Source organism: Actinoplanes sp. NPDC051388, assembly GCF_055586225.1.
Genome location: NZ_JBVJIP010000031.1, coordinates 70,263 through 88,137, shown reverse-complemented (window position 1 = coordinate 88,137; position 17,875 = coordinate 70,263). Strand labels below are relative to the sequence as shown.

Genomic DNA, 17,875 nt, shown 5'->3' with positions numbered 1-17,875 from the left:
CCTCAGCCCTTCTTGGCAGCGTCGTTCACGCCCTTGATGATCCCGGCGACGTCACCCTTGCCGGCGAGCATGTTGACCACGCCGATGTTCAGCGCGTTGCCCACGTTCTGGCCGTACACCGTGTCGAGCCACTGTGAGACGTACGGCGCCTTGTTGTAGGCGTCGAGCACCGCCTGGAGGTACGGCTCGGTGATCGCCTTCTGCGCCTCCCGGTTGACCGGCAGCGAGTTGAAGGCCTTGTAGTAGGCCTCCTGCACATCCTTGGTGACCAGGTAGTTGAGGAATGCCGGGCACTCCTTCGCCGCGTCGGCCGAGCACGAGTAGCCGTCCGCGCCGCCCATGATCGCGGCTGGGTCACCCTGGCCGCCCGGAACCGCCGGGAACGGGAAGAAGCCGAGGTCGGGCAGCGGCTTCTTGTCCTTCGTCAGGCCGGCGATCACACCGGGATCCCAGGCACCCATGAGTTCCATGCTCGCCTGGTGATTGGCGATCAGGCCGGCCGAGCTTCCGGCGCCCTGCTGCGCCGAAGTGGTCAGGAAGCCGTCGTTGAACGGCTTCGTGTCGGCGAACGCCTTGAGGTCGTTGCCGGCCTTGGTCCAGCACGGGTCGGTGAAGGTCTTGCTCTTGGCCGTGGCGTCGAGCGTGGCCCGGCTGCAGGCCCGCAGCGCGAACCAGTAGTACCAGTGCGCGGCCGGCCAGGCATCCTTGCCGCCGAGGCCGATCGGCGTGCCCTTCGCCTTGAGCTTGGTCACCGCCGCGTTGAGGTCGTCCAGGGTGGCCGGCGCCGCCTCGACTCCGGCCGCCTTGAAGAGGTCCTGGCTGTACCAGAGACCGCCGGGCAGGATCGATGTCGGAATGGCATACGTCTTGCCGTCGAGTGACCCGGCCCCGAGGACGGCGTCGCCCACCGCCGCCTTGGTCTCGGCGCTGACGGCGTCGGTGATGTCCTTGAGCTGGCCCGCCTCGACCATCGCGGCCATCTTGCCGCCGCCGCGCTGGAGGAAGATGTCGGGGGCGGAGCCGGAGTTCAGCGCGGTCTGCAGCTTGCCGTCCAGATCCTCGTTCTGGACCGTCTGAATCTTGATCGTCACCGTCGGGTTCGCGGTGTGGTAATCAGCGGCGACCTTGTCCCAGAACGCCTTGCCCGGGCCGGTCGTGGCGTTCTCCCACAGCTGCATCGTGACGTTGCCGCCGGAGTCGGAGCCGTCGTCGTCGCCGCCCCCGCAGGCGGCCGCGCTCACGGCGCTGAACGCGACCACGGCAACGACGGCGAGTTTCCTCTTGAGTGCCACTCAGCGCACCTCCGTACCGAAAGTTCCGGTGGATTTTCACATGTTACGACCACGCTAAGAAGAGGCGCATCGGCATGTCAAGATGTCGGTCCGGACGAAGTGGACACCGCGCGTAACGATTGTGTGCCAAGGAAACCCCGCTGAATGCAGGTTCGCGGACGCGCCTGAAGATCCGCCGCGGCTGTCGACTGTGAAGCACCGGAAGTTACGGCGAATCCATCCCGCTGCGGGCGCATGGCGACGACCACGGTGTGACGGGGATGGCGCCGTCACACCGTGGTCATCGGATCGGGATCAGCTGAGGCTGAACCGCTGGTTGGCCTGTCCGTGGCAGTCGTAGAGCTGAACCTGTTGGCCGTTGCCGGTGCCCCAGACGTCGAGGCAGCGCCTGGACTGGACACCGGTGATGGTGCCGTTGCTGTTGACGTTCCACTGCTGGTTGCTCTGCCCGTTGCAGCTGTAGATCTGCACGGCCGAGCCGTTGCCGGATCCGGCGGCGTCCAGGCAGGCGCTGCCGTACACGGTCAGTTGCCTGCTCGAGGAGAGAGTCCATTGCTGGTTGGACTGACTGTGGCAGTCGTAGAGCTGGACCCGGGTGCCGTTGGTCCGGGACGCGTTCGGCACGTCGACGCACCGGCCCGACTGGGCGCCGACGATCCTGTTGCCGGTGCCCTGCGACGGTGGCACGGAGGTGCTGTCGCTCGGGTCCGGAGCGGGGCCGACGGAGTTGAGCACGTTGAGCACCGAGTCGTACGCGGGCTTCTTGGCGCCGCTGTTGTTGAACAGCAGCGGGCTCTCGCCGGAGCGCCAGGAGTCGCTGTCGCGTACGCCCCACACGGTGATGCCGATGCAGCGGGGCACGTTGACGCAGGCCTGTGTCAAACCGGCATATTGGCTGGTCGAGGCGTTCGTGACGTCGACCTCGGTCAGGGCCACGTCCACCCCGAGGGCGGCGAAGCTGGACAGCGTCGTCTGGAAGTTGCCGGGCAGCGAGCTGCCACCGGTGAAGTGGGTCTGCAGGCCCACGCAGTCGATCGGCACACCCCGCGACTTGAAGTCCCGGATCATGTTGTAGACGCCCTGCGTCTTGCCGTAGGACCAGTTCTCGATGTTGTAGTCGTTGTAGCAGAGCTTGACCGACGGGTCGGCGCTGCGGGCGGTCCGGAAGGCCACCTCGATCCAGTCGTTGCCGGTGCCCTGCAGGTTGGAGGAACGGCGGCTGCCGTCCTCGTTGAAGGCCTCGTTCACGACGTCCCAGGCGGCGAGCTTGCCCTGGTAGTGACCCATCACGCCGTTGATGTGATTGATCATCGCCGAGCGCAGGGTGCTGCCGCTGAGACCCTGCATCCAGCCCGGCTGCTGCGCGTGCCAGGCGAGCGTGTGGCCGCGAACCCGCAACCCGCGCTGGGTGGCCCAGTTGTAGATCTGGTCGCCGGCGCTGAAGTTGAACTGACCCCGATTCGGCTCCGTCGCGTCCGGCTTCATCTCGTTCTCGGCCGTGATCATGTTGAACTCACGCCCGGCGATGGTCGTGTACGTCGAGTCACCGAGCCGGCTGCCGGCGATGGCCGTGCCGAAATATCGGCCCGACTGCGCGGCCGCCGCGCCGAGCGTGCTCGCTGCGGCGTCCGCGCTCGGCGTCACCATGACCACACTTGTCGCGACGACGGCGGCGATGGCTCCGCCGATCAGCAGTCCGGATCGCAACGATCTGGCTTTCACGATCGCTTCCCTTCTCGGTCCGATCCCGGCCACCGGGCACTGCACGCCGGCGGGGGGCCCAGCCGCCGGCGTGCAGTGGGGGATCGGTGGATCCGCCGCGAACCATAGAACGATGCATTTCGATGTGCCGTCATGCTGACATGCGCAGCAACACGGAAACAATAGCTTCCGGAAAACTTCCGGAAGCCATGCGGGAAGTCCGAACGATCAGAATTCGCATTATCTGTTTGTGGCCAGGGATTCTGTTACCTCGACGGCTCTGCCATGGTCGCAAGACGAGGGGCTCGGATGGGTTTCGGCGATGCTTAGCCTCCGAAACTTGCGGAGATTGATGACGCACTCAGCGCTCGTGGCACACCTGCTGACGGGCCATGCCGGGGAAAGATTGCCGCCCTGGCGGGCGGCTCCAGCACGGTGATCGCCAACCAGTACCTGTCGAGCTTGCGTCGCTCGGGAGGATCGTGACGACCGAGAACCCCGGCGTCGCCGATGCCGGCACAGGCCCGCCGCTCTGCGAGACGTCAATCTGCTCGCTGAACTACCGCAATAGGCGACCGCGATCTGCAGCTCGCCCGGACCGGGCGGCTGGGCCTCCAGGACCGACGTCGTGTCCAGCCGGCCGTGGCCGAGGTGAAACCGCACCCCTCATCCGGGGCTCTCTTCTCTCGGCCTTCTCTCGGCGCGCACGCACCTTGCAAACATCATACGTATGCTCTTATATTTCCTGGCGATGATTTCCCCGTCAACTCAGCTGATCCGGGACCTGCTCGCCGCGGCGCGGATTTAGCCCAGCGTTTCCTGGTCGCCGGCATGACGGCGGCGGCACGAAGGAGTGAGTCGGATACCTGCCGCCAAGGAGAAACAGTGAAAGTCACCGGATACCGCAGCCTCACGACCGAGCAGGACTGGGGGCGGCAGATCGGCGACGTCAACGGAGTGATGTCCGGCCCTCGCACCGACGTGCACGTGCTGATCCTCGAGACCGACGCGGGCATCGAGGGGGTGGGCGTCGGCCCGCACAGCGACGTCGAACGGGTCTTCGACGCGGTCGAGGGTCAGGATCCGAGGGGTGTGTCGGCGCTCTACGACCGCATGCTGGCCCAGATTTTCAAGACCGGGCACGCGGGGTCGGCGTTCGGCGCGATCGGAGCGATCGACACGGCCTTGTGGGACATCAAGGCCAAAGCCCGGGAAGAACCCCTCTGGCGTACGCTCGGCGCGCTCGACCGGTTCGTGCCGGGATACGCGTCCGGCCTCGACATCGCGCTCGACGACGACGCCCTTTCCCGGCTGTACGAGGAGTTCGCCGGTCACGGGTTCAGCTCCGGCAAGCTCAAAGGTGGCCGCGACCTCGACCACGACCTTCGCCGGCTGGGTATCCTGCGCGACGTGCTGGGTCGCAACTCGACGAGTCCCGCGCTCATGTTCGACGCCAACGAGGCCTGGAACCGCTCGCAGGCCGTCCGCTATGTGGCGGCCCTCGAGCGCTCGTTCGATCTCGCCTGGATCGAGGAGCCGGTGCGCCGCTGGGACGCGGCCGGGCTCGCCGCGGTCCGCCGGGGCGTCCGCGCCGGCGTCGCCACCGGCGAGAACCTCACCGGCCTCGAACAGTATCGGCCTCTGCTGGACGCCGACGCGGTCGACATCGTGCAGGTGGGCAACGTCTGGGGGATCACCCATTTCCTCCGGGTGGCCGCCGTCGCGCACGGCCGTGACCTTCCGGTGAGCCCCGTCGCTTACCACGCCAACCCGTTGGCGCACGCGGCGGCGGCCGTGCCGAATCATCTCGCGTTCGAGGTTCAGGGCCTCACCGCGCCGATCGGCCTGCTGGTGGACCAGGAGTACGACGACGGCGGCATCATCCTCGGGAACGAACCGGGGATCGGCGTCCGGGTCGACGAGGACCGCATCGCGGCCGCCCGCACCGCCGATGCGCTCGCGGTGGACGTCGGCCCGCACGTTCGTCCCGGCCGCGCCGGGCTGCGCCTGGTCCCCGACTCGCCGCGTGACCTGCCGTGACGCCGGCCCTGGACTGCCACGTCCACCACTGGGACCGGTCCATCGATCCGCAACCGTGGATCGACCCGGCGACGATGCCGGCCATCGACCGCGATTTCCACCCCGCCGAGCTGGAACGCATGCTGGACTCGACCGCCGCGGACACGGCTGTTGTGGTGCAGTCCAGCAATAGCATGGCCGAGACCCGGCGCCTGCTGGGGCACCGGACAGCGCGCATCGCCGGGGTGGTCGGCTGGATCGACCTCGCCGGCGACGCGGCCGGGCAGCTCGGCGAACTCGACGCCGTGGCGCCCGGCCTGCTCGTCGGAATCCGCCATCTGGTGCATCTCGACCCGAACCCGGAGTGGCTGGTCCGGACCGCGGTCGGAGCCGGTCTGGCCCGGCTGGGCGAGCGCGGCCTGAGCTTCGACCTGGTCCTGCGATCGTGGCAGTTGCCGCTCGCCACGAAAGTGGCCGGAGCCCACCCGGACGTCCGGTTCGTCGCCGATCACCTCGGCGGCATCGCCGACACCGACGACTTCGACGGGTGGGCCGCGCACCTGCGGGAACTGTCCCGCCACCCCAACACCTGGGCGAAGCTGTCCGGGCTGGCCGGTCTCGTGTCCGCTGACCCGGACGCCGTCCGGCGCGCATTCGACGTCGCCCTGGAGGCGTTCGGCCCGTCCCGGCTCATGTACGGCTCCGACTGGCCGGTTGCCCAACTGGGCGCGGGCGCCTCCCACTGGCGGATCACGGTGGACACGCTCATCGCCGAACTGAGCCCGCCCGAGCGTGCGGCCATCCTGTCCGGCACCGGGACCGACTTCTACCGGATCGGAAAATGAGCGGGCAGGCCGCGCGGATGCTCGACCGTGTCCGTACCCGCCGTGGTGTTCTCGGTTTCGGCGGCGCACCCTTGGGCAACTTCACCGAGCCGATGGACGACGACGAGGCCGAGCGGACCATGGAACGGGCGTGGGACGCGGGCATCCGTTACTACGACACCGCGCCGCATTACGGTCTCGGCCTCTCCGAACGCCGCATCGGGCGCGGGCTGCGCATGCGTCCGCGCGCCGAGTTCGTGGTCTCGACCAAGGTCGGCCGCCTGCTCGTGCCCCACCGGCGACCGGCCGCCCGTGACACGGAAGGTTTCGCCGTCCGCGGCGACCTGGTGCGGCGATGGGACTTCTCCCCGGCCGGGGTGGAGCGCTCGATCGAGCAGAGCCTGACCCGGCTGGCCCTCGACACGATCGACATCGCCTACGTGCACGATCCCGACCAGGCCTGGGACGGCGCCGCCCGAGAGGGTCTCGCCTCCCTGGCGCCGTGGAAAGCCGCCGGCGTGGTCAAGGCCGTCGGCATCGGGACCAACTCCACCGCCGGCCTCGGCCGCATCATCTCCGAGGGCCTCGTCGATGTGGTGATGCTGGCGAACCGCTATTCACTGCTCGAGCACCGGGCCCTGGAGACGGTGCTCGGCCCGGCCGCGCGCGCCGGCGTCCCGATCGTCGCCGCCGCCGTTTTCGGCACCGGTCTGCTCGCCACCAGCCGGCCGGGGCCCGGCGCCACCTACGAATACCGGGCCGCCGAACCGGCGGTGATCGAACGAGCCCGGCACATCGGCTCGATCTGTGCGCGACACGATGTCGAACTGCCCGCCGCCGCGCTGGCCTTTCCGCTTCTGCACCCGGCCGTCGCCGCGGTTGCCGTCGGAATGCGCACCCCGCTGGAGGTCGACGAGGATCGGCGAAGATTCGACACCGACATCCCCGAGCAGCTGTGGCGCGATCTGATCGCGGCCGGCCTGATCCCGGCGGGAAGTGTGTTCGCCGCGGCGCCTTAGGCCTTCGGGTCCCGCTGTGCGGGCTCGAATCGGCGTCGTTGCCAGGATCCGATGATGTGGTCGCGCATCGCTTGTTCCGCCGCGGCGACGTCCTGGCGGACGATCGCGTCGACGACCATCGCGTGCTGGTCGAGAGTGGAGCCGAACGCTCCTTCGTACTGCATCCCCTGATATCTCTTGCTTTCGAGGGCGCGACGGTACAGGCGTTTGGTGATGTTCTCGGCCAGGCGGTTGCGCGACAACTCCATCACGGTGAAGTGGAAGACGACGTCCGCCTCACGGAACGAATCGCTCTCGTGCAGCATCTCCCGCATCGCCCGCAGTGCGTGCTCGATGCGGGTCAGTTCCTCCGGCGTGCGGCGGGCGGCCACCGTGCCGGCCATCGCGGACTCGAGGTTTCCCCGTATCACGGTCAGTTCGTCCAGGACCCCTAGCGACTCGTCATTGTCGATGAGGGCGGAGAGCACCACCGGGTCGAGCATGTTCCACGACCCGGACCGCGCCACCTGAGTCCCGCGGCCCTGGCTCACGATGAGCAGGCCCTTCTCCTCGAGCCGTTTGGCCGACTCACGGATCACCGTGCGGCTCACGCCGAAGTGCTCGCTCAGCGGTCCCTCGGGCGGCAACACCTGTCCCTCGACCAACTGCCCGGTGACGATCAGCTCGACCAGCTCGGTCACGACGGCGACGCTCAGCCGCTCGGCGCGCCGCCGGGGCGGGAGCTTGAACGCGTCGGATGGGCCCGTCATGGTCCGTACCCTACCGACAGCCCTTCCGGACACTCCGGGAGAAGGCCATCCCGGCCGATAGATCTTATTAATAGGCGGGACAAACGCCGTTCTGGGCCTGATTCAGGCCGTTGACCGCCCGGTGATCTCACCTTAACATCTGATGTCTAGCGATCCGTGATGGCGTCAACCCTTGACATCCCGTCGGCCCCGTGCCGGCTTTCGACGTGCCCTTCCGCGCCGACGAGCCAGGAGCGACGCGCCGCTGCCAACTCCCCGAACGCTCGGGAAGGAACCGCATGAACCGCAACGCATCGCTCACCCTGGCAATCGTGGCCGCGTTGGCCGCCACGGCGTCAACCTCGGCGTGCAACCGCGATTCCGCGGAAAGCTCCGGGGGACCGGCCCCCGCACTCATCGGGGTGGACTATCCGAGGTCCGACACCGACTTCTGGAACTCATACATCAAGTACGTGCCTCAGTCGGCCACCGAGCTCGGGGTGCAGCTCAAGTCGACGAGCTCGCAGAACGACGTCGCCAATCTGATCTCCAACACACAGACGCTGGTCAGTCAGGGAGCCAAGGCAGTGGTGATGGCCCCGCAGGACACCGCCGCCATCGCGCCGACGCTGCAACAGTTGTCGGAGAAGAAGATTCCGGTCGTCACGATCGACACCCGGCCGGACACCGGCAACGTCTTCATGGTCGTACGCGCCGACAACCGGGCCTACGGCACCAAGGCCTGCCAATTCCTCGGCGCCAAGCTCGGCGGCAAGGGCAAGGTCGTCATGCTCCAGGGCGGCCTGGATTCGATCAACGGCCGCGACCGGACCGAGGCGTTCAACGACTGCATGAAGACGAATTTCCCCGGGATCACCGTCTTCGGCGAGGCAACCGACTGGAAAGGCGATGTCGCGGCTTCGAAGCTGCAGACCCGGCTCGCCTCCGACCCGGACATCAGGGGCGTCTACATGGAGTCGTCCTTCGCGCTGGCGGGCACCCTGCAGGTCCTCAAACAGAAGGGCCTCCAGGTGCCCCCGTCGGACCCGAAGCACGTCTTCATCGTGTCCAACGACGGCATCCCGGAAGAGCTCAAGGACATCAAGGAGGGGCTGATCGACGCGACCGTCAGTCAACCCGCCGACCTGTACGCCGAGTACGGGCTCTTCTACGCCAAAGCCGCCATCGACGGCAGGACCTTCCAGCCGGGTCCGACCGATCACGACAGCACCATCATCAAGGTCCGCGACGGGGTGCTCGAGGATCAGCTCAGCGCGCCGCTGGTGACCGTGGACGGAGCCGAGATCGGCGGCGAGAAGACGGTGAAGTTCGACGACAAAACCCTGTGGGGCAACAACGCATGACAGCACTCGAGGAGACCGGCGCGCCGCCGATGGTCGAAGCGGTGGGCATCACCAAACGCTTCGGCTCGACGCTGGCACTGGACGACGCCGGGATCGTGGTGCGCCGGGGTGAGACGCACGCGCTCGTCGGGCGCAACGGCGCCGGCAAGTCGACCCTGGTCAGCATTCTGACCGGGTTGCACGAACCGGACGGCGGACGCGTCCTGTTCGGCGGGCGCCCGGCGCCGGATGTCGCCGACCGGGGCGCGTGGCGCCGCAATGTCGCCTGCGTCTACCAGAAGTCCACCATCATCCCGGCGCTGACGGTCGCGGAGAACCTCTTCCTCAACCGGCACGACCGTGGTCCGGGCCGGCTGATTCGATGGCGCGCACTGCGCGACGCCGCCCAGGACCTGATGGCCGCCTGGTCGGTCGACGTCGACGTGCGACTGCCGGCCTCGGCGTTGACGGTGGAGCAGCGGCAGTTCGTCGAAATCGCCCGGGCCCTGTCGTTCGGCGCCCGCTTCATCATCCTGGACGAGCCCACCGCGCAGCTGGACGCACCGGGCATCAGCCGATTGTTCGACCGGATCCGCACCCTGAGCGGCAACGGCGTGACGTTCCTGTTCATCAGTCACCACCTGCAGGAGATCTACGACATCTGCGACCAGGTGACGGTTCTGCGCGACGCACGGCACATCCTCACCCGCTCGGTCGCTGGGCTGGATTCCGCGGCGCTGGTCACGGCGATGACGGGGGAGGACGTCAGCCTGCCCGAGGCGGCGCGGAGCACCACCACGGCGCGGCATGCGCCGGTCCTGCTGTCGGTGGAGGAGTTGGCGACCACGTCCGGCGCCGAGGCGTCGTTTCAGGCCCGGGCCGGCGAGGTCGTCGGGGTGGCGGGCGGCAGCAGCAGCGGCAAGGTGGAGGTCGCCGAGGTCCTGGTCGGGCTGGCGGCTCCGGCCGCGGGCCGGGTGATCGTCGACGGGCGCACGCTGCGACCGGGCAGCGTGCCGGATGCCCTCGCCGCCGGGGTCGGCCTGGTGCCTCAGGATCGGCACCGCCAGGGACTCGTGCCGATGCTGTCCATCGCGGAGAACTCCACCATGACCGTGCCCGGCCGGATCACCCGCCGCGGCCTGATCTCGCCGGCCCGGCGCGACGACCTGGCCCGGGCGAGCATCGAAGCGCTCGCCATCAAGGCCGCCGGCCCGGAGGTGCCGGTCTCCGATCTGTCCGGGGGAAACCAGCAGAAGGTGGTGATGGCCCGTGCCCTGGCCGGTGACCCGAAGCTGCTGGTGCTCATCACGCCGACGGCCGGCGTGGACGTCCGATCGAAGCAGACGTTGCTCGGCGTGGTCGAGCAGGTCCGCCGGCGCGGGAGCGCGGTCCTCGTCGTTTCGGACGAGCTGGACGACCTGCGCATCTGCGATCGCGTACTCGTCATGTTCCAGGGCCGGATCGTGCACGACATGCCGTCCGGCTGGCGTGACAACGACCTGGTCGCCGCCATGGAAGGGGTCGATCTAGACCATGCCTGACACCGTGTCGACCGCCGCGCCCGCCGCGAGCGCCGCGCCGCCGTCCGGTGCGCGGCGGACGTTGAGGCTCGCCCGCCTGCGTGACCTGGCGCTGGTGCCGGCCATCCTCGCCGTCGCGGTCGTCGGCTTCATCGTGAGTCCGGTCTTCCTCCAGCCGGACAACATCATCAACGTGCTGCAGAGCATGTCGGAGATCTCCATCGTCGTCCTCGCCGAGACCCTGATCCTGATCACCGGCAAGATGGATCTCTCGCTGGAGTCGACGTTCGGCCTCGCGCCCGGCATCGCGGCGTGGCTCGTCGTCGACCCGTTGGTCACCCACGGGCTCGGGCTGCACGCCCTGCCCAGCGGCTGGGCGCCCTTCGTGGTCCTGTTCGTCGGCGCTCTCATCGGCGCCTTCAACGGCCTGCTGATCGTCCGGTTCGGCCTCAACGGCTTCATCGTCACCCTCGGCATGCTCATCGTGCTGCGGGGACTGCTCACCGGCATCTCCGGTGGCAAGACCTTCTTCGCGCTGCCCGAGTCGATGACCTATCTCGGGTCGACCTCGTGGCTGGGTGTGCCGGCCTCGATCTGGATCTCGCTCGTCCTGTTCGCGGTGGCGATCGTGGTCCTCGGCTTCACGCGAGCCGGCCGGTCGCTGTACGCCATCGGCGGCAACGTCGACGCGGCCCGTGCGGCCGGCATCCGCACCGACCGCGTCTTGTGGCTCACCCTCGTGGTGGCCGGCACCCTTGCTGCTCTGGCCGGGCTGCTGATCAGCGGACGCCTGGCATCGGTGCCGGCCGCACAGGGCAACGGCGCGATCTTCCAGGTCTTCGCCGCTGCTGTCATCGGGGGCGTGAGCCTCAACGGCGGCAAGGGAACCGTCTTCGGCGCCTTCACCGGCGTCCTGCTGCTCTTCATGATCATCAATGTGCTGACGCTGGCCGGCGTCCCAGCACAGTGGACCAACTTCCTCAACGGGGCCGTCATCCTGGTCGCGCTGGTCGTGTCACGGATCACCGGCGGCAAGGCGCAGACCTGACGGGAACGGAGTCTCAGTCTTCGGACTCGGCGAGCACTGTCCGCAGCCACGCCTCAGAGGTGTTGACATGCACCAGGGCGCTGGCCTGAGCCAGCAGCGGATCACGCCGGCTCAGGGCGCGGAAAATCGCCTCGTGCTCGCTGAGCGTGATGTGCGAGGAGCCGCCGTCGATCAGGCCGCGCCACACGCGGGCCCGGAGAGTCCGTCCCGACAGGCCCTCCAGCAGCGACGTCAGCGTCTCGTTGCCGGTCGCCGCGGTGACCCTGCGGTGGAAGGCCGCGTCGTAGGAGATGAGCAACTCGGCGTCGTCGGCCGCGCCCCGCATGTCCTCCAGGATCGTGGCCAGCTCGGCCAGGTCGGCGTCGGAGATGCGCAGCGCGGCGATGCCGGTCGCGACCGGTTCGAGCATGCGACGGACCTCCATGACCTCCAGCAAGGTGTCGTCGCGGAGGAGTTCGACGGCCAGACCGACGCCTTCCAGCAGGAGCTGCGGGGCCAAACTGGTCACGTACGTGCCGTCACCGCGCCGCACGTCCAGGACGCGCGCCGCCTCCAGGACCTTGACGGCCTCGCGCACCCCGCTGCGGGACAGAGCCATCTGGGTCGCCAGTTGTGGCTCCGGGGGGAGTCGCTCACCGGGGCGCAGCTCGCCCGACTGGATCAGGCTGCGGATCTTGGTGATCGCGTCATCCGTCAGTGCCACACGACCTCCCGGCATGTCAGGCGATCATCATATCTCTGTGGGATCGGGTGCTCGCCGCGACACGGCCGGCCGAGTCATTGAGCCGTGCGGACCGGCAAACAACAGATGTCTGCCCGGTGTGCTCGTCAGGACGCGACGGATGTGCGGGCACTCCACGGGACCGTCCGGGTATCCGTACTGCCAGCGGGATTCCGGGAAGCGGAGATGACGGTGATCGCGAAGGTGGCGGCCATTCTCGACGCCTTCACCGCGGACGATCGCGGCGTGGGGTTCGCGGAGTTGCAGCGGCGCACCGGCCTGCCGAAGGCGACGCTGCACCGGCTGACCGCCGAGCTGGTCGTGGCCGGGCTGCTCGACCGGGTGAACGGGCGGTTCCACCTCAGCGGGCATCTGTTCACGCTGGGCATGCGCGCCTCGGTCGAGCGCGGCCTGCTCGAGGTGGCGACGCCTTCCTCGAGGACCTCTACGAACGCACCCACGAGACGGTCCATCTGGGTCTGCGGGAGGGCACCGAGGTGGTCTACTGCGCGAGGCGCGCGAGGATGCGCGCCGCTACCTGGACGTCAACCTGCGCTTCCACACCGCGGTGGCCCGCGCCGCGCGCGTGCCGGTCCTGGCCGGCATGTACGAGTCGATAGTCACGCTGGTCCGCGGAACGCTCGTCCGGGCGGAGTTCTCGGGCTCGGGCGCGGCCACGGTCATCGATGAGAACATCCTCGTCCACGTTCGCATCGCCCGCGCCATCCGCGAACGCGACCAGCCGGCACTCGCCGCGGCCCTCGTCGACCACCGTTCCGATCTCGTCCGCCTGCCCGACTCGTCCTGCTCGCCGGGCCGGCCGGCGAAGAACCCGGACACCGCGGGGCCGTACGGTTCGGCCGACTGAGCGAGCTCATGACTCCGGCAAGCTGCCGCGCGCCCGGGAGCGCGCAGCAGCCTGCCGCAATGCTCAGCTGCCGAAGACCTCGAAGTTGTAGAGCGAATAACCCCACGGCGTGCCTCGCGTGGTGCCGTTGATCCGCACATAGCGGGCCTGTGCGCTCAACCCGGTGTTGTCGTCCTCGCCGCCGTTGCCGGCGGTCACCGATCGCGCCGTGGTCCAGGCCGTGCCGTTGGTCGAGGTCTGGATCTGGTACGCCGACCCGTACGCCGCCTCCCACAACAACCGCACCCGAGAAACCGTGTACGTCGCACCCAGATCCACCTGAATCCACTGTGGATCGCTGAACTGGCTGGACCAGCGAGTCGTCGTCGACGCGTCCACCGCCGCCGACGCCGGATAGCTCGCGTTCTCCACGCTGGACGCGGAGGCCGCCTTGTTCAGCGCCAGGTTCGTCGCCGGTGGCTGCCCGGTCAGCTCCTTGACCCGGATGTTGCGGAACGCGGCCTGGTCGCCGGCGCCGTGGTTCTGGATGCCGATGTAGCCGTCCAGGTTGCGGGCCGGATCGGTGTTGGTGAAGTCGTTGACCAGCCGGCCGTTCAGGTACACACGGATCCGCTGACCCTCGACCAGCAACTCGTACGCGTTCCACTCGCCGGGCGGGTTCAGCGCGGCGTCGCGGGCGGCGATGTCGGCCGACTTGAACGTGTAGATGGCGCCGGTCGTGCGGTCGGCCGCGTCGGTGGCGTCGATCTGCACCTCGTAGCCCTGGTTGACCGCCACCCACGGGTCGTTGCCGGGATTGGGGAAGCCGACGAAGATGCCGGTGTTGCTGTCGCCGGTCAGCCGCCAGTCGGCCTTCAGCGAATATGACGTGAACTGCTTGGCGGAATACCAGTAGAGGCCCATGCCGCCGACCGAGCTGAGCGTCGCGTCGCTGTTGGTGAAGCTGCCCGGCCCGGACTGTGACCAGCCGGTGGTGCTGCCGTTGTAGAGCGCGGTGTACCCGGTCTCGGGCCGGCAGTCGGCCTTGGCGCGGCCGGAGGCGTAGCGCAGGCCGCCGAGCAGGTGGGTGCGGAAGTTCGCCTCCGCGTACGAGGCCTGGGTGTGCCCGAAACCGGTGTACCAGGACCGGCCGCTGTCGACCGTCTTGCACCAGGCGATCGGATGGTCGGCGCCCATGTTGCCGCCGGAGTACGTCGACTCGTCGAGGGTGGCGATCACCCGGGCGCTGCCGCGCGGGTTGCTCTGATAGTTGTAGAGCTCGTCGGTGCGGGTCCACGCCTGCGGCAGGTGGGCGCTGCTGGGGTGCGCCCTGTTTTCGACCCGCGCGGTTACCTGCTGGATCGCCGGGTGCGAGTGGAAGTATGCCCCGACCAGCTGACCGTAGAAGGGCCAGCCGTATTCGGTGTCGGCCGCGGCGTGCACACCGACGTAACCGCCACCACCGCGGACGTACCCCTCGAAGGCGGTTTGCTGCGCGTCGTTGAGCACGTCGCCGGTGGTGTTGAGGAACACGACCGCCTCGTATTGGGCCAGGTTGCCGGTCGTGAAGGCGCCCGCGTCCTCGGTGGCGGTGACCGTGAAGCTGTTGGCGGCGCCCAGATCGCGGATCGTCTGGATGCCCACCGGGATCGCGTCGTGCCGGAACCCGGCCGTCTTGGAGAACACCAGGACGTCGTAGGGGGTGTCGGCCGCGGACGCCGCCGATGCCGTGCACGTGCCGGCCGCCAGGGCGACCAGGGTCGTCGCGGCGGCCAAGAGCTTACGCATGGAACCTCCTGAGCTGGGGGCGAAAGGGGGTCAGCTGCCGTACACCTCGAAGTTGAAGAGCGAGTAACCCCAGGCCGTAGCCCGGGTGGTGCCGTTGATGCGCACATAGCGCGCCTGCGCGCTCAGCCCGGTGTTGTCGTCCTCGCCGCCGTTGCCGCCGGTCACCGACCGCGCGGTGGTCCAGGCGGTGCCATTGGCCGAGGTCTGGATCTGGTACGCGGACCCGTACGCCGCCTCCCACTGCAACCGCACGCGGGACACCGTGTACGTCGCACCGAGGTCAACCTGGATCCACTGCGGATCGGTGAACAGACTCGACCAGCGGGTCGTGGCCGAGGCGTCCACCGCGGCCGACGCCGGATAGGTGGCGTTCTCGACGCTGGAGGCCGTGGCCAGCTTGTTCAGCGAGAGCAGACCCGCCGCCGCCCCGGTCGCGAACGTGAAGCTGTCCACGTCGAACAGGGCGCCCGTGCCGGTGCCGACGAACGTCAGGTACAGCGACGTCGTGCCGGCCGGCGCTCCACTGATCGCGCCGGTGACGTTGGCGAACGTCTCCCACGAGCCGGTCGGCGCCACCGCGGCCGAACCGATGACGGTGCCGGTCGGCGACCCGGTGCGGACCTGAAGCGTGCCGCCGCTGCCACCCGACGAGACCCGCGCCGTGAAGGACGTGGCGTTGTTCAGCCGGTACGGGTCGAACTGGATCCAGTCGCCGTTGTTGATGTCCCCGACCGTCTGCCCGCCCTCGGCTCCCGTCTTACCGATCTTGCTGACGCCCGAGGAGGTCTTGTAGTGCTCGGCCTGCCGTTTGCGGGGCGCGAGAATGTTCTGCGCGTGGGTGGTCAGCCCGCCGTTGTCGGTGTAGGTCGCGTCGAAGATCGGGAAGATGTTCGCGGCATCGTCGTGCTCCCCGTCGGTGGGGATCGTGATCGTGCCGGAGCAGCCGCTCTGTGACGTGATCTGGTGTGCGTGCTGATCGTGGCCGAGCACGTAGGCCATGGTCACCCGCGAGCAGGCGATCGTCCCGTCCTCCGGGTCGGTGACCGTCACGCTCCACGGGACACTGTCGCCGAACGAAACGAGCTGCCCCGAGGCCGGGGAGTTGACGACCACCGTCGGGGCGGTGTTGCCCACGCTGATGCTCACGCTCGACGTGCCGGTCGCGCCCTGCGGGTCCCGCACGGTCAGCGTCGCCGTGTAGGTGCCGTTCGTGGTGTACGTCTTCGTCGGGTTGGCGGCCGTCGACGTGCTGCCGTCGCCGAACGCCCACGCATAGGTGAGCGCGCCGCCCTCCGGATCGCTGCTGCCCGCCGACGAGAAGTTGACGGTCAGCGGCGAGGCGCCGGAGGTCGGATTGGCGCTCGCCACCGCGGTCGGCGCGCGGTTGCCACCGGCCACGTAGTCGTAGCGGTAGAGCGCCGAGTTGGCGTCGCCGTTGAAGTAGCCGGTGCCGTAGTCGAGGACGTAGAGCGCGCCGTCCGGGCCGAACGCCAGGTCCATGACCTGTTTGCCGTTCCACGGGAACGTGTCGATCGTGCCGGGTGCGCCGTTCGCGCCGACCACGATCGGCTTGATCCAGCCGCGGCCGAACTCGCCGGCGAAGAACTGCCCGTCGAAGATCTGCGGGAACTTCGTCGCCGAGGTGTTGCTCGCGCTGTACCGGTAGACCGGACCGCCCATCGGCGACTCGGATCCGCCGCCGAACTCGGGTGGCGAACCGGCGTCACCGGCGTACCGGATCCAGGCCGGTTTGGCGGCGGGCAGCGTGGTCAGGCCGGTGTTGCGGAAGGAGTTGTTGGTCGGCCCGCCGGTGCAGTTGTACTTGGCGCCGCCGGTCCCCGCCGCGAAGTCCCACTCGTTGTACGTCTCGGCGGTGGTGTTCGTCCCGGTGCAGTACGGCCAGCCGTGGTTGCCCGGCGCGGTGATCCGGTTGAACTCGACCTGTCCGGACGGTCCGCGGGTGGACGACGACGTGCCCGAGTCGGGGCCGTAGTCGCCGACGTAGACCGCGCCGGTGGCCTTGTCGACGCTGATCCGGAACGGGTTGCGGAAGCCCATCGCATAGATCTCGGGCCTGGTGTTCGCGGTGCCGGGCGCGAAGAGATTGCCCGCCGGGATCGCGTACGTGCCGTTGTCGTTCGGCTTGATGCGCAGGATCTTGCCGCGCAGATCGTTCGTGTTGGCCGCGCTGCGCTGCGCGTCGAAGACCGGGTTGCGGTTGGTGCGCTCGTCGATCGGTGAATATCCGGCCGAGTCGAACGGGTTGGAGTCGTCGCCGGTCGAGAGGTAGAGGTTGCCGGCCGCGTCCCAGTCCATGTCGCCGCCGACGTGGCAGCACATGCCCCGGTCGGTCGCGACGTCGAGCACGTTGACCTGGCTCGCCGTGTTGACGGTGAAGTCGGCGTTGAGCGTGAACCGGGACAGCCGGTTCACGCCCGCCCAGGTGGCCCAGGTCGCGGCGGTGCCGGTGGCCGGCGCATCGCCGGCCGGGGTGTTCAGCGGGGGCGCGTAGAACAGGTAGATGCGCCGGTTGGTGGCGAAGCCCGGGTCGACGGCCACGCCCTGCAGGCCCTCTTCGTCGTGCGTGTACACCGGGATCGTCGCGATCACCGCGGTGTTGCCGGCCGCGTCGGTGCGTCGCAGGGTGCCGTTGCGGGCGGTGTGCAGCACCGAGCGGTCGGGCAGCACGGCGAGACTCATCGGCTCACCGGTCTCGGCGACGCCCTTGGCCAGCGTGACCTGTTGGAAGTCGGCCGGATTGATCACCGCGGCGGCCGGCTCGGCGGTGGCGCCGAGGACGGTGGCGATGAGGAGGACGGGGGTGACGAACGCTAACGATCGGCGAACCTCTGAGCGGTGGTCCACGGGATCCCTTCCTGACCGGGGATTGCCAGGCGGGGCGCACGGCGCTGCGCCGCAGCCGGGGGTTGCTGTGGCACAGGAATGCCCCGGGCAGGACCCTTGGGGGGAAGGGTGGGGATACCTGCTCGAAACATTCCTGTCAGTGGCTCACGTTAGGAACTTG

Annotated in this window: 13 protein-coding genes and 1 pseudogene; 8 read left to right on the top strand and 6 right to left on the bottom strand. The window is 68.7% G+C overall.

Annotated features, from left to right (window positions below; all coding sequences use genetic code 11):
• Nucleotides 1-2: 2 nt before the first annotated feature.
• Together ACZ6TI_RS45910 and ACZ6TI_RS45905 are read right to left on the bottom strand one after the other, a co-directional pair.
• Nucleotides 3-1,292 carry an ABC transporter substrate-binding protein gene (locus ACZ6TI_RS45910; protein ID WP_465351616.1) on the bottom strand — a complete coding sequence of 430 codons (1,290 nt, stop codon included), beginning with the start codon at nucleotides 1,290-1,292 and terminating at the stop codon, nucleotides 3-5.
• Between the two features lie 294 nt (nucleotides 1,293-1,586).
• Complete coding sequence (locus tag ACZ6TI_RS45905; protein ID WP_465351615.1) at nucleotides 1,587-3,014, bottom strand: endo-1,4-beta-xylanase; 1,428 nt, start codon at nucleotides 3,012-3,014, stop codon at nucleotides 1,587-1,589.
• An 864-nt stretch (nucleotides 3,015-3,878) separates the two neighbouring features.
• Between ACZ6TI_RS45905 and ACZ6TI_RS45900 the strand changes: the two genes are divergently transcribed.
• The 3 genes from ACZ6TI_RS45900 to ACZ6TI_RS45890 are packed head-to-tail and all read left to right on the top strand — an operon-like array spanning nucleotide 3,879 to nucleotide 6,855.
• Entirely contained in the window at nucleotides 3,879-5,033 is a 1,155-nt protein-coding gene (locus tag ACZ6TI_RS45900; RefSeq protein ID WP_465351614.1) for a mandelate racemase/muconate lactonizing enzyme family protein, read from the top strand.
• Nucleotides 5,030-5,857 carry an amidohydrolase family protein gene (locus ACZ6TI_RS45895; RefSeq protein ID WP_465351613.1) on the top strand — a complete coding sequence of 276 codons (828 nt, stop codon included), beginning with the start codon at nucleotides 5,030-5,032 and terminating at the stop codon, nucleotides 5,855-5,857. Before ACZ6TI_RS45900 ends, ACZ6TI_RS45895 begins: the two co-directional genes overlap by 4 nt.
• Entirely contained in the window at nucleotides 5,854-6,855 is a 1,002-nt protein-coding gene (locus ACZ6TI_RS45890; protein ID WP_465351612.1) for an aldo/keto reductase, read from the top strand. The genes ACZ6TI_RS45895 and ACZ6TI_RS45890 overlap by 4 nt, the downstream gene beginning before the upstream one ends.
• Here the strand turns inward: ACZ6TI_RS45890 and ACZ6TI_RS45885 are convergent.
• The gene (locus ACZ6TI_RS45885; RefSeq protein WP_465351611.1) at nucleotides 6,852-7,604 is read right to left on the bottom strand and encodes a FadR/GntR family transcriptional regulator; all 753 of its coding nucleotides are present in this window, start codon (nucleotides 7,602-7,604) and stop codon (nucleotides 6,852-6,854) included. The genes ACZ6TI_RS45890 and ACZ6TI_RS45885 overlap by 4 nt on opposite strands.
• A 278-nt stretch (nucleotides 7,605-7,882) precedes the next feature.
• Here ACZ6TI_RS45885 and ACZ6TI_RS45880 point away from each other — a divergent pair, with 278 nt between their 5' ends.
• The 3 genes from ACZ6TI_RS45880 to ACZ6TI_RS45870 are packed head-to-tail and all read left to right on the top strand — an operon-like array spanning nucleotide 7,883 to nucleotide 11,494.
• Nucleotides 7,883-8,947 (top strand): sugar ABC transporter substrate-binding protein, encoded by a 1,065-nt coding sequence (locus ACZ6TI_RS45880; RefSeq protein WP_465351610.1) that lies wholly within the window; start codon nucleotides 7,883-7,885, stop codon nucleotides 8,945-8,947.
• A complete protein-coding gene (locus ACZ6TI_RS45875; RefSeq protein WP_465351609.1) occupies nucleotides 8,944-10,467 on the top strand; it encodes a sugar ABC transporter ATP-binding protein in 1,524 nt (507 codons plus the stop codon). The genes ACZ6TI_RS45880 and ACZ6TI_RS45875 overlap by 4 nt, the downstream gene beginning before the upstream one ends.
• The gene (locus ACZ6TI_RS45870; protein ID WP_465351608.1) at nucleotides 10,460-11,494 is read left to right on the top strand and encodes an ABC transporter permease; all 1,035 of its coding nucleotides are present in this window, start codon (nucleotides 10,460-10,462) and stop codon (nucleotides 11,492-11,494) included. Before ACZ6TI_RS45875 ends, ACZ6TI_RS45870 begins: the two co-directional genes overlap by 8 nt.
• A gap of 13 nt (nucleotides 11,495-11,507) precedes the next feature.
• On the opposite strand, the gene ACZ6TI_RS45865 is transcribed toward ACZ6TI_RS45870, so the two are convergent.
• Nucleotides 11,508-12,197: a FadR/GntR family transcriptional regulator gene (locus ACZ6TI_RS45865; protein WP_465351607.1), complete on the bottom strand. Its 690-nt coding sequence runs from the start codon at nucleotides 12,195-12,197 to the stop codon at nucleotides 11,508-11,510.
• A 105-nt stretch (nucleotides 12,198-12,302) separates the two neighbouring features.
• Here ACZ6TI_RS45865 and ACZ6TI_RS45860 point away from each other — a divergent pair.
• Both ACZ6TI_RS45860 and ACZ6TI_RS45855 read left to right on the top strand, forming a co-directional pair.
• Nucleotides 12,303-12,497: pseudogene (locus ACZ6TI_RS45860) on the top strand (helix-turn-helix domain-containing protein); the annotation flags it as partial.
• 88 nt (nucleotides 12,498-12,585) lie between these two features.
• Nucleotides 12,586-13,083 carry an FCD domain-containing protein gene (locus tag ACZ6TI_RS45855; RefSeq protein ID WP_465351627.1) on the top strand — a complete coding sequence of 166 codons (498 nt, stop codon included), beginning with the start codon at nucleotides 12,586-12,588 and terminating at the stop codon, nucleotides 13,081-13,083.
• A 63-nt stretch (nucleotides 13,084-13,146) separates the two neighbouring features.
• Here the strand turns inward: ACZ6TI_RS45855 and ACZ6TI_RS45850 are convergent, their stop codons facing one another.
• Nucleotides 13,147-14,850: a ThuA domain-containing protein gene (locus tag ACZ6TI_RS45850; protein WP_465351606.1), complete on the bottom strand. Its 1,704-nt coding sequence runs from the start codon at nucleotides 14,848-14,850 to the stop codon at nucleotides 13,147-13,149.
• Between the two features lie 30 nt (nucleotides 14,851-14,880).
• On the bottom strand, nucleotides 14,881-17,715 hold the full coding sequence (locus ACZ6TI_RS45845; protein WP_465351605.1) for a PQQ-dependent sugar dehydrogenase: 2,835 nt from the start codon (nucleotides 17,713-17,715) through the stop codon (nucleotides 14,881-14,883).
• Nucleotides 17,716-17,875 lie beyond the last annotated feature (160 nt).

What these genes read in the sequence shown, in the direction of transcription:
- ACZ6TI_RS45885 (WP_465351611.1), bottom strand. Translation starts at nt 7,604, where the DNA reads ATGACGGGCCCATCCGACGCGTTCAAGCTCCCGCCCCGGCGGCGCGCC.
- ACZ6TI_RS45880 (WP_465351610.1), top strand. Translation starts at nt 7,883, where the DNA reads ATGAACCGCAACGCATCGCTCACCCTGGCAATCGTGGCCGCGTTGGCC.
- ACZ6TI_RS45870 (WP_465351608.1), top strand. Translation starts at nt 10,460, where the DNA reads ATGCCTGACACCGTGTCGACCGCCGCGCCCGCCGCGAGCGCCGCGCCG.
- ACZ6TI_RS45850 (WP_465351606.1), bottom strand. Translation starts at nt 14,850, where the DNA reads ATGCGTAAGCTCTTGGCCGCCGCGACGACCCTGGTCGCCCTGGCGGCC.
- ACZ6TI_RS45875 (WP_465351609.1), top strand. Translation starts at nt 8,944, where the DNA reads ATGACAGCACTCGAGGAGACCGGCGCGCCGCCGATGGTCGAAGCGGTG.
- ACZ6TI_RS45890 (WP_465351612.1), top strand. Translation starts at nt 5,854, where the DNA reads ATGAGCGGGCAGGCCGCGCGGATGCTCGACCGTGTCCGTACCCGCCGT.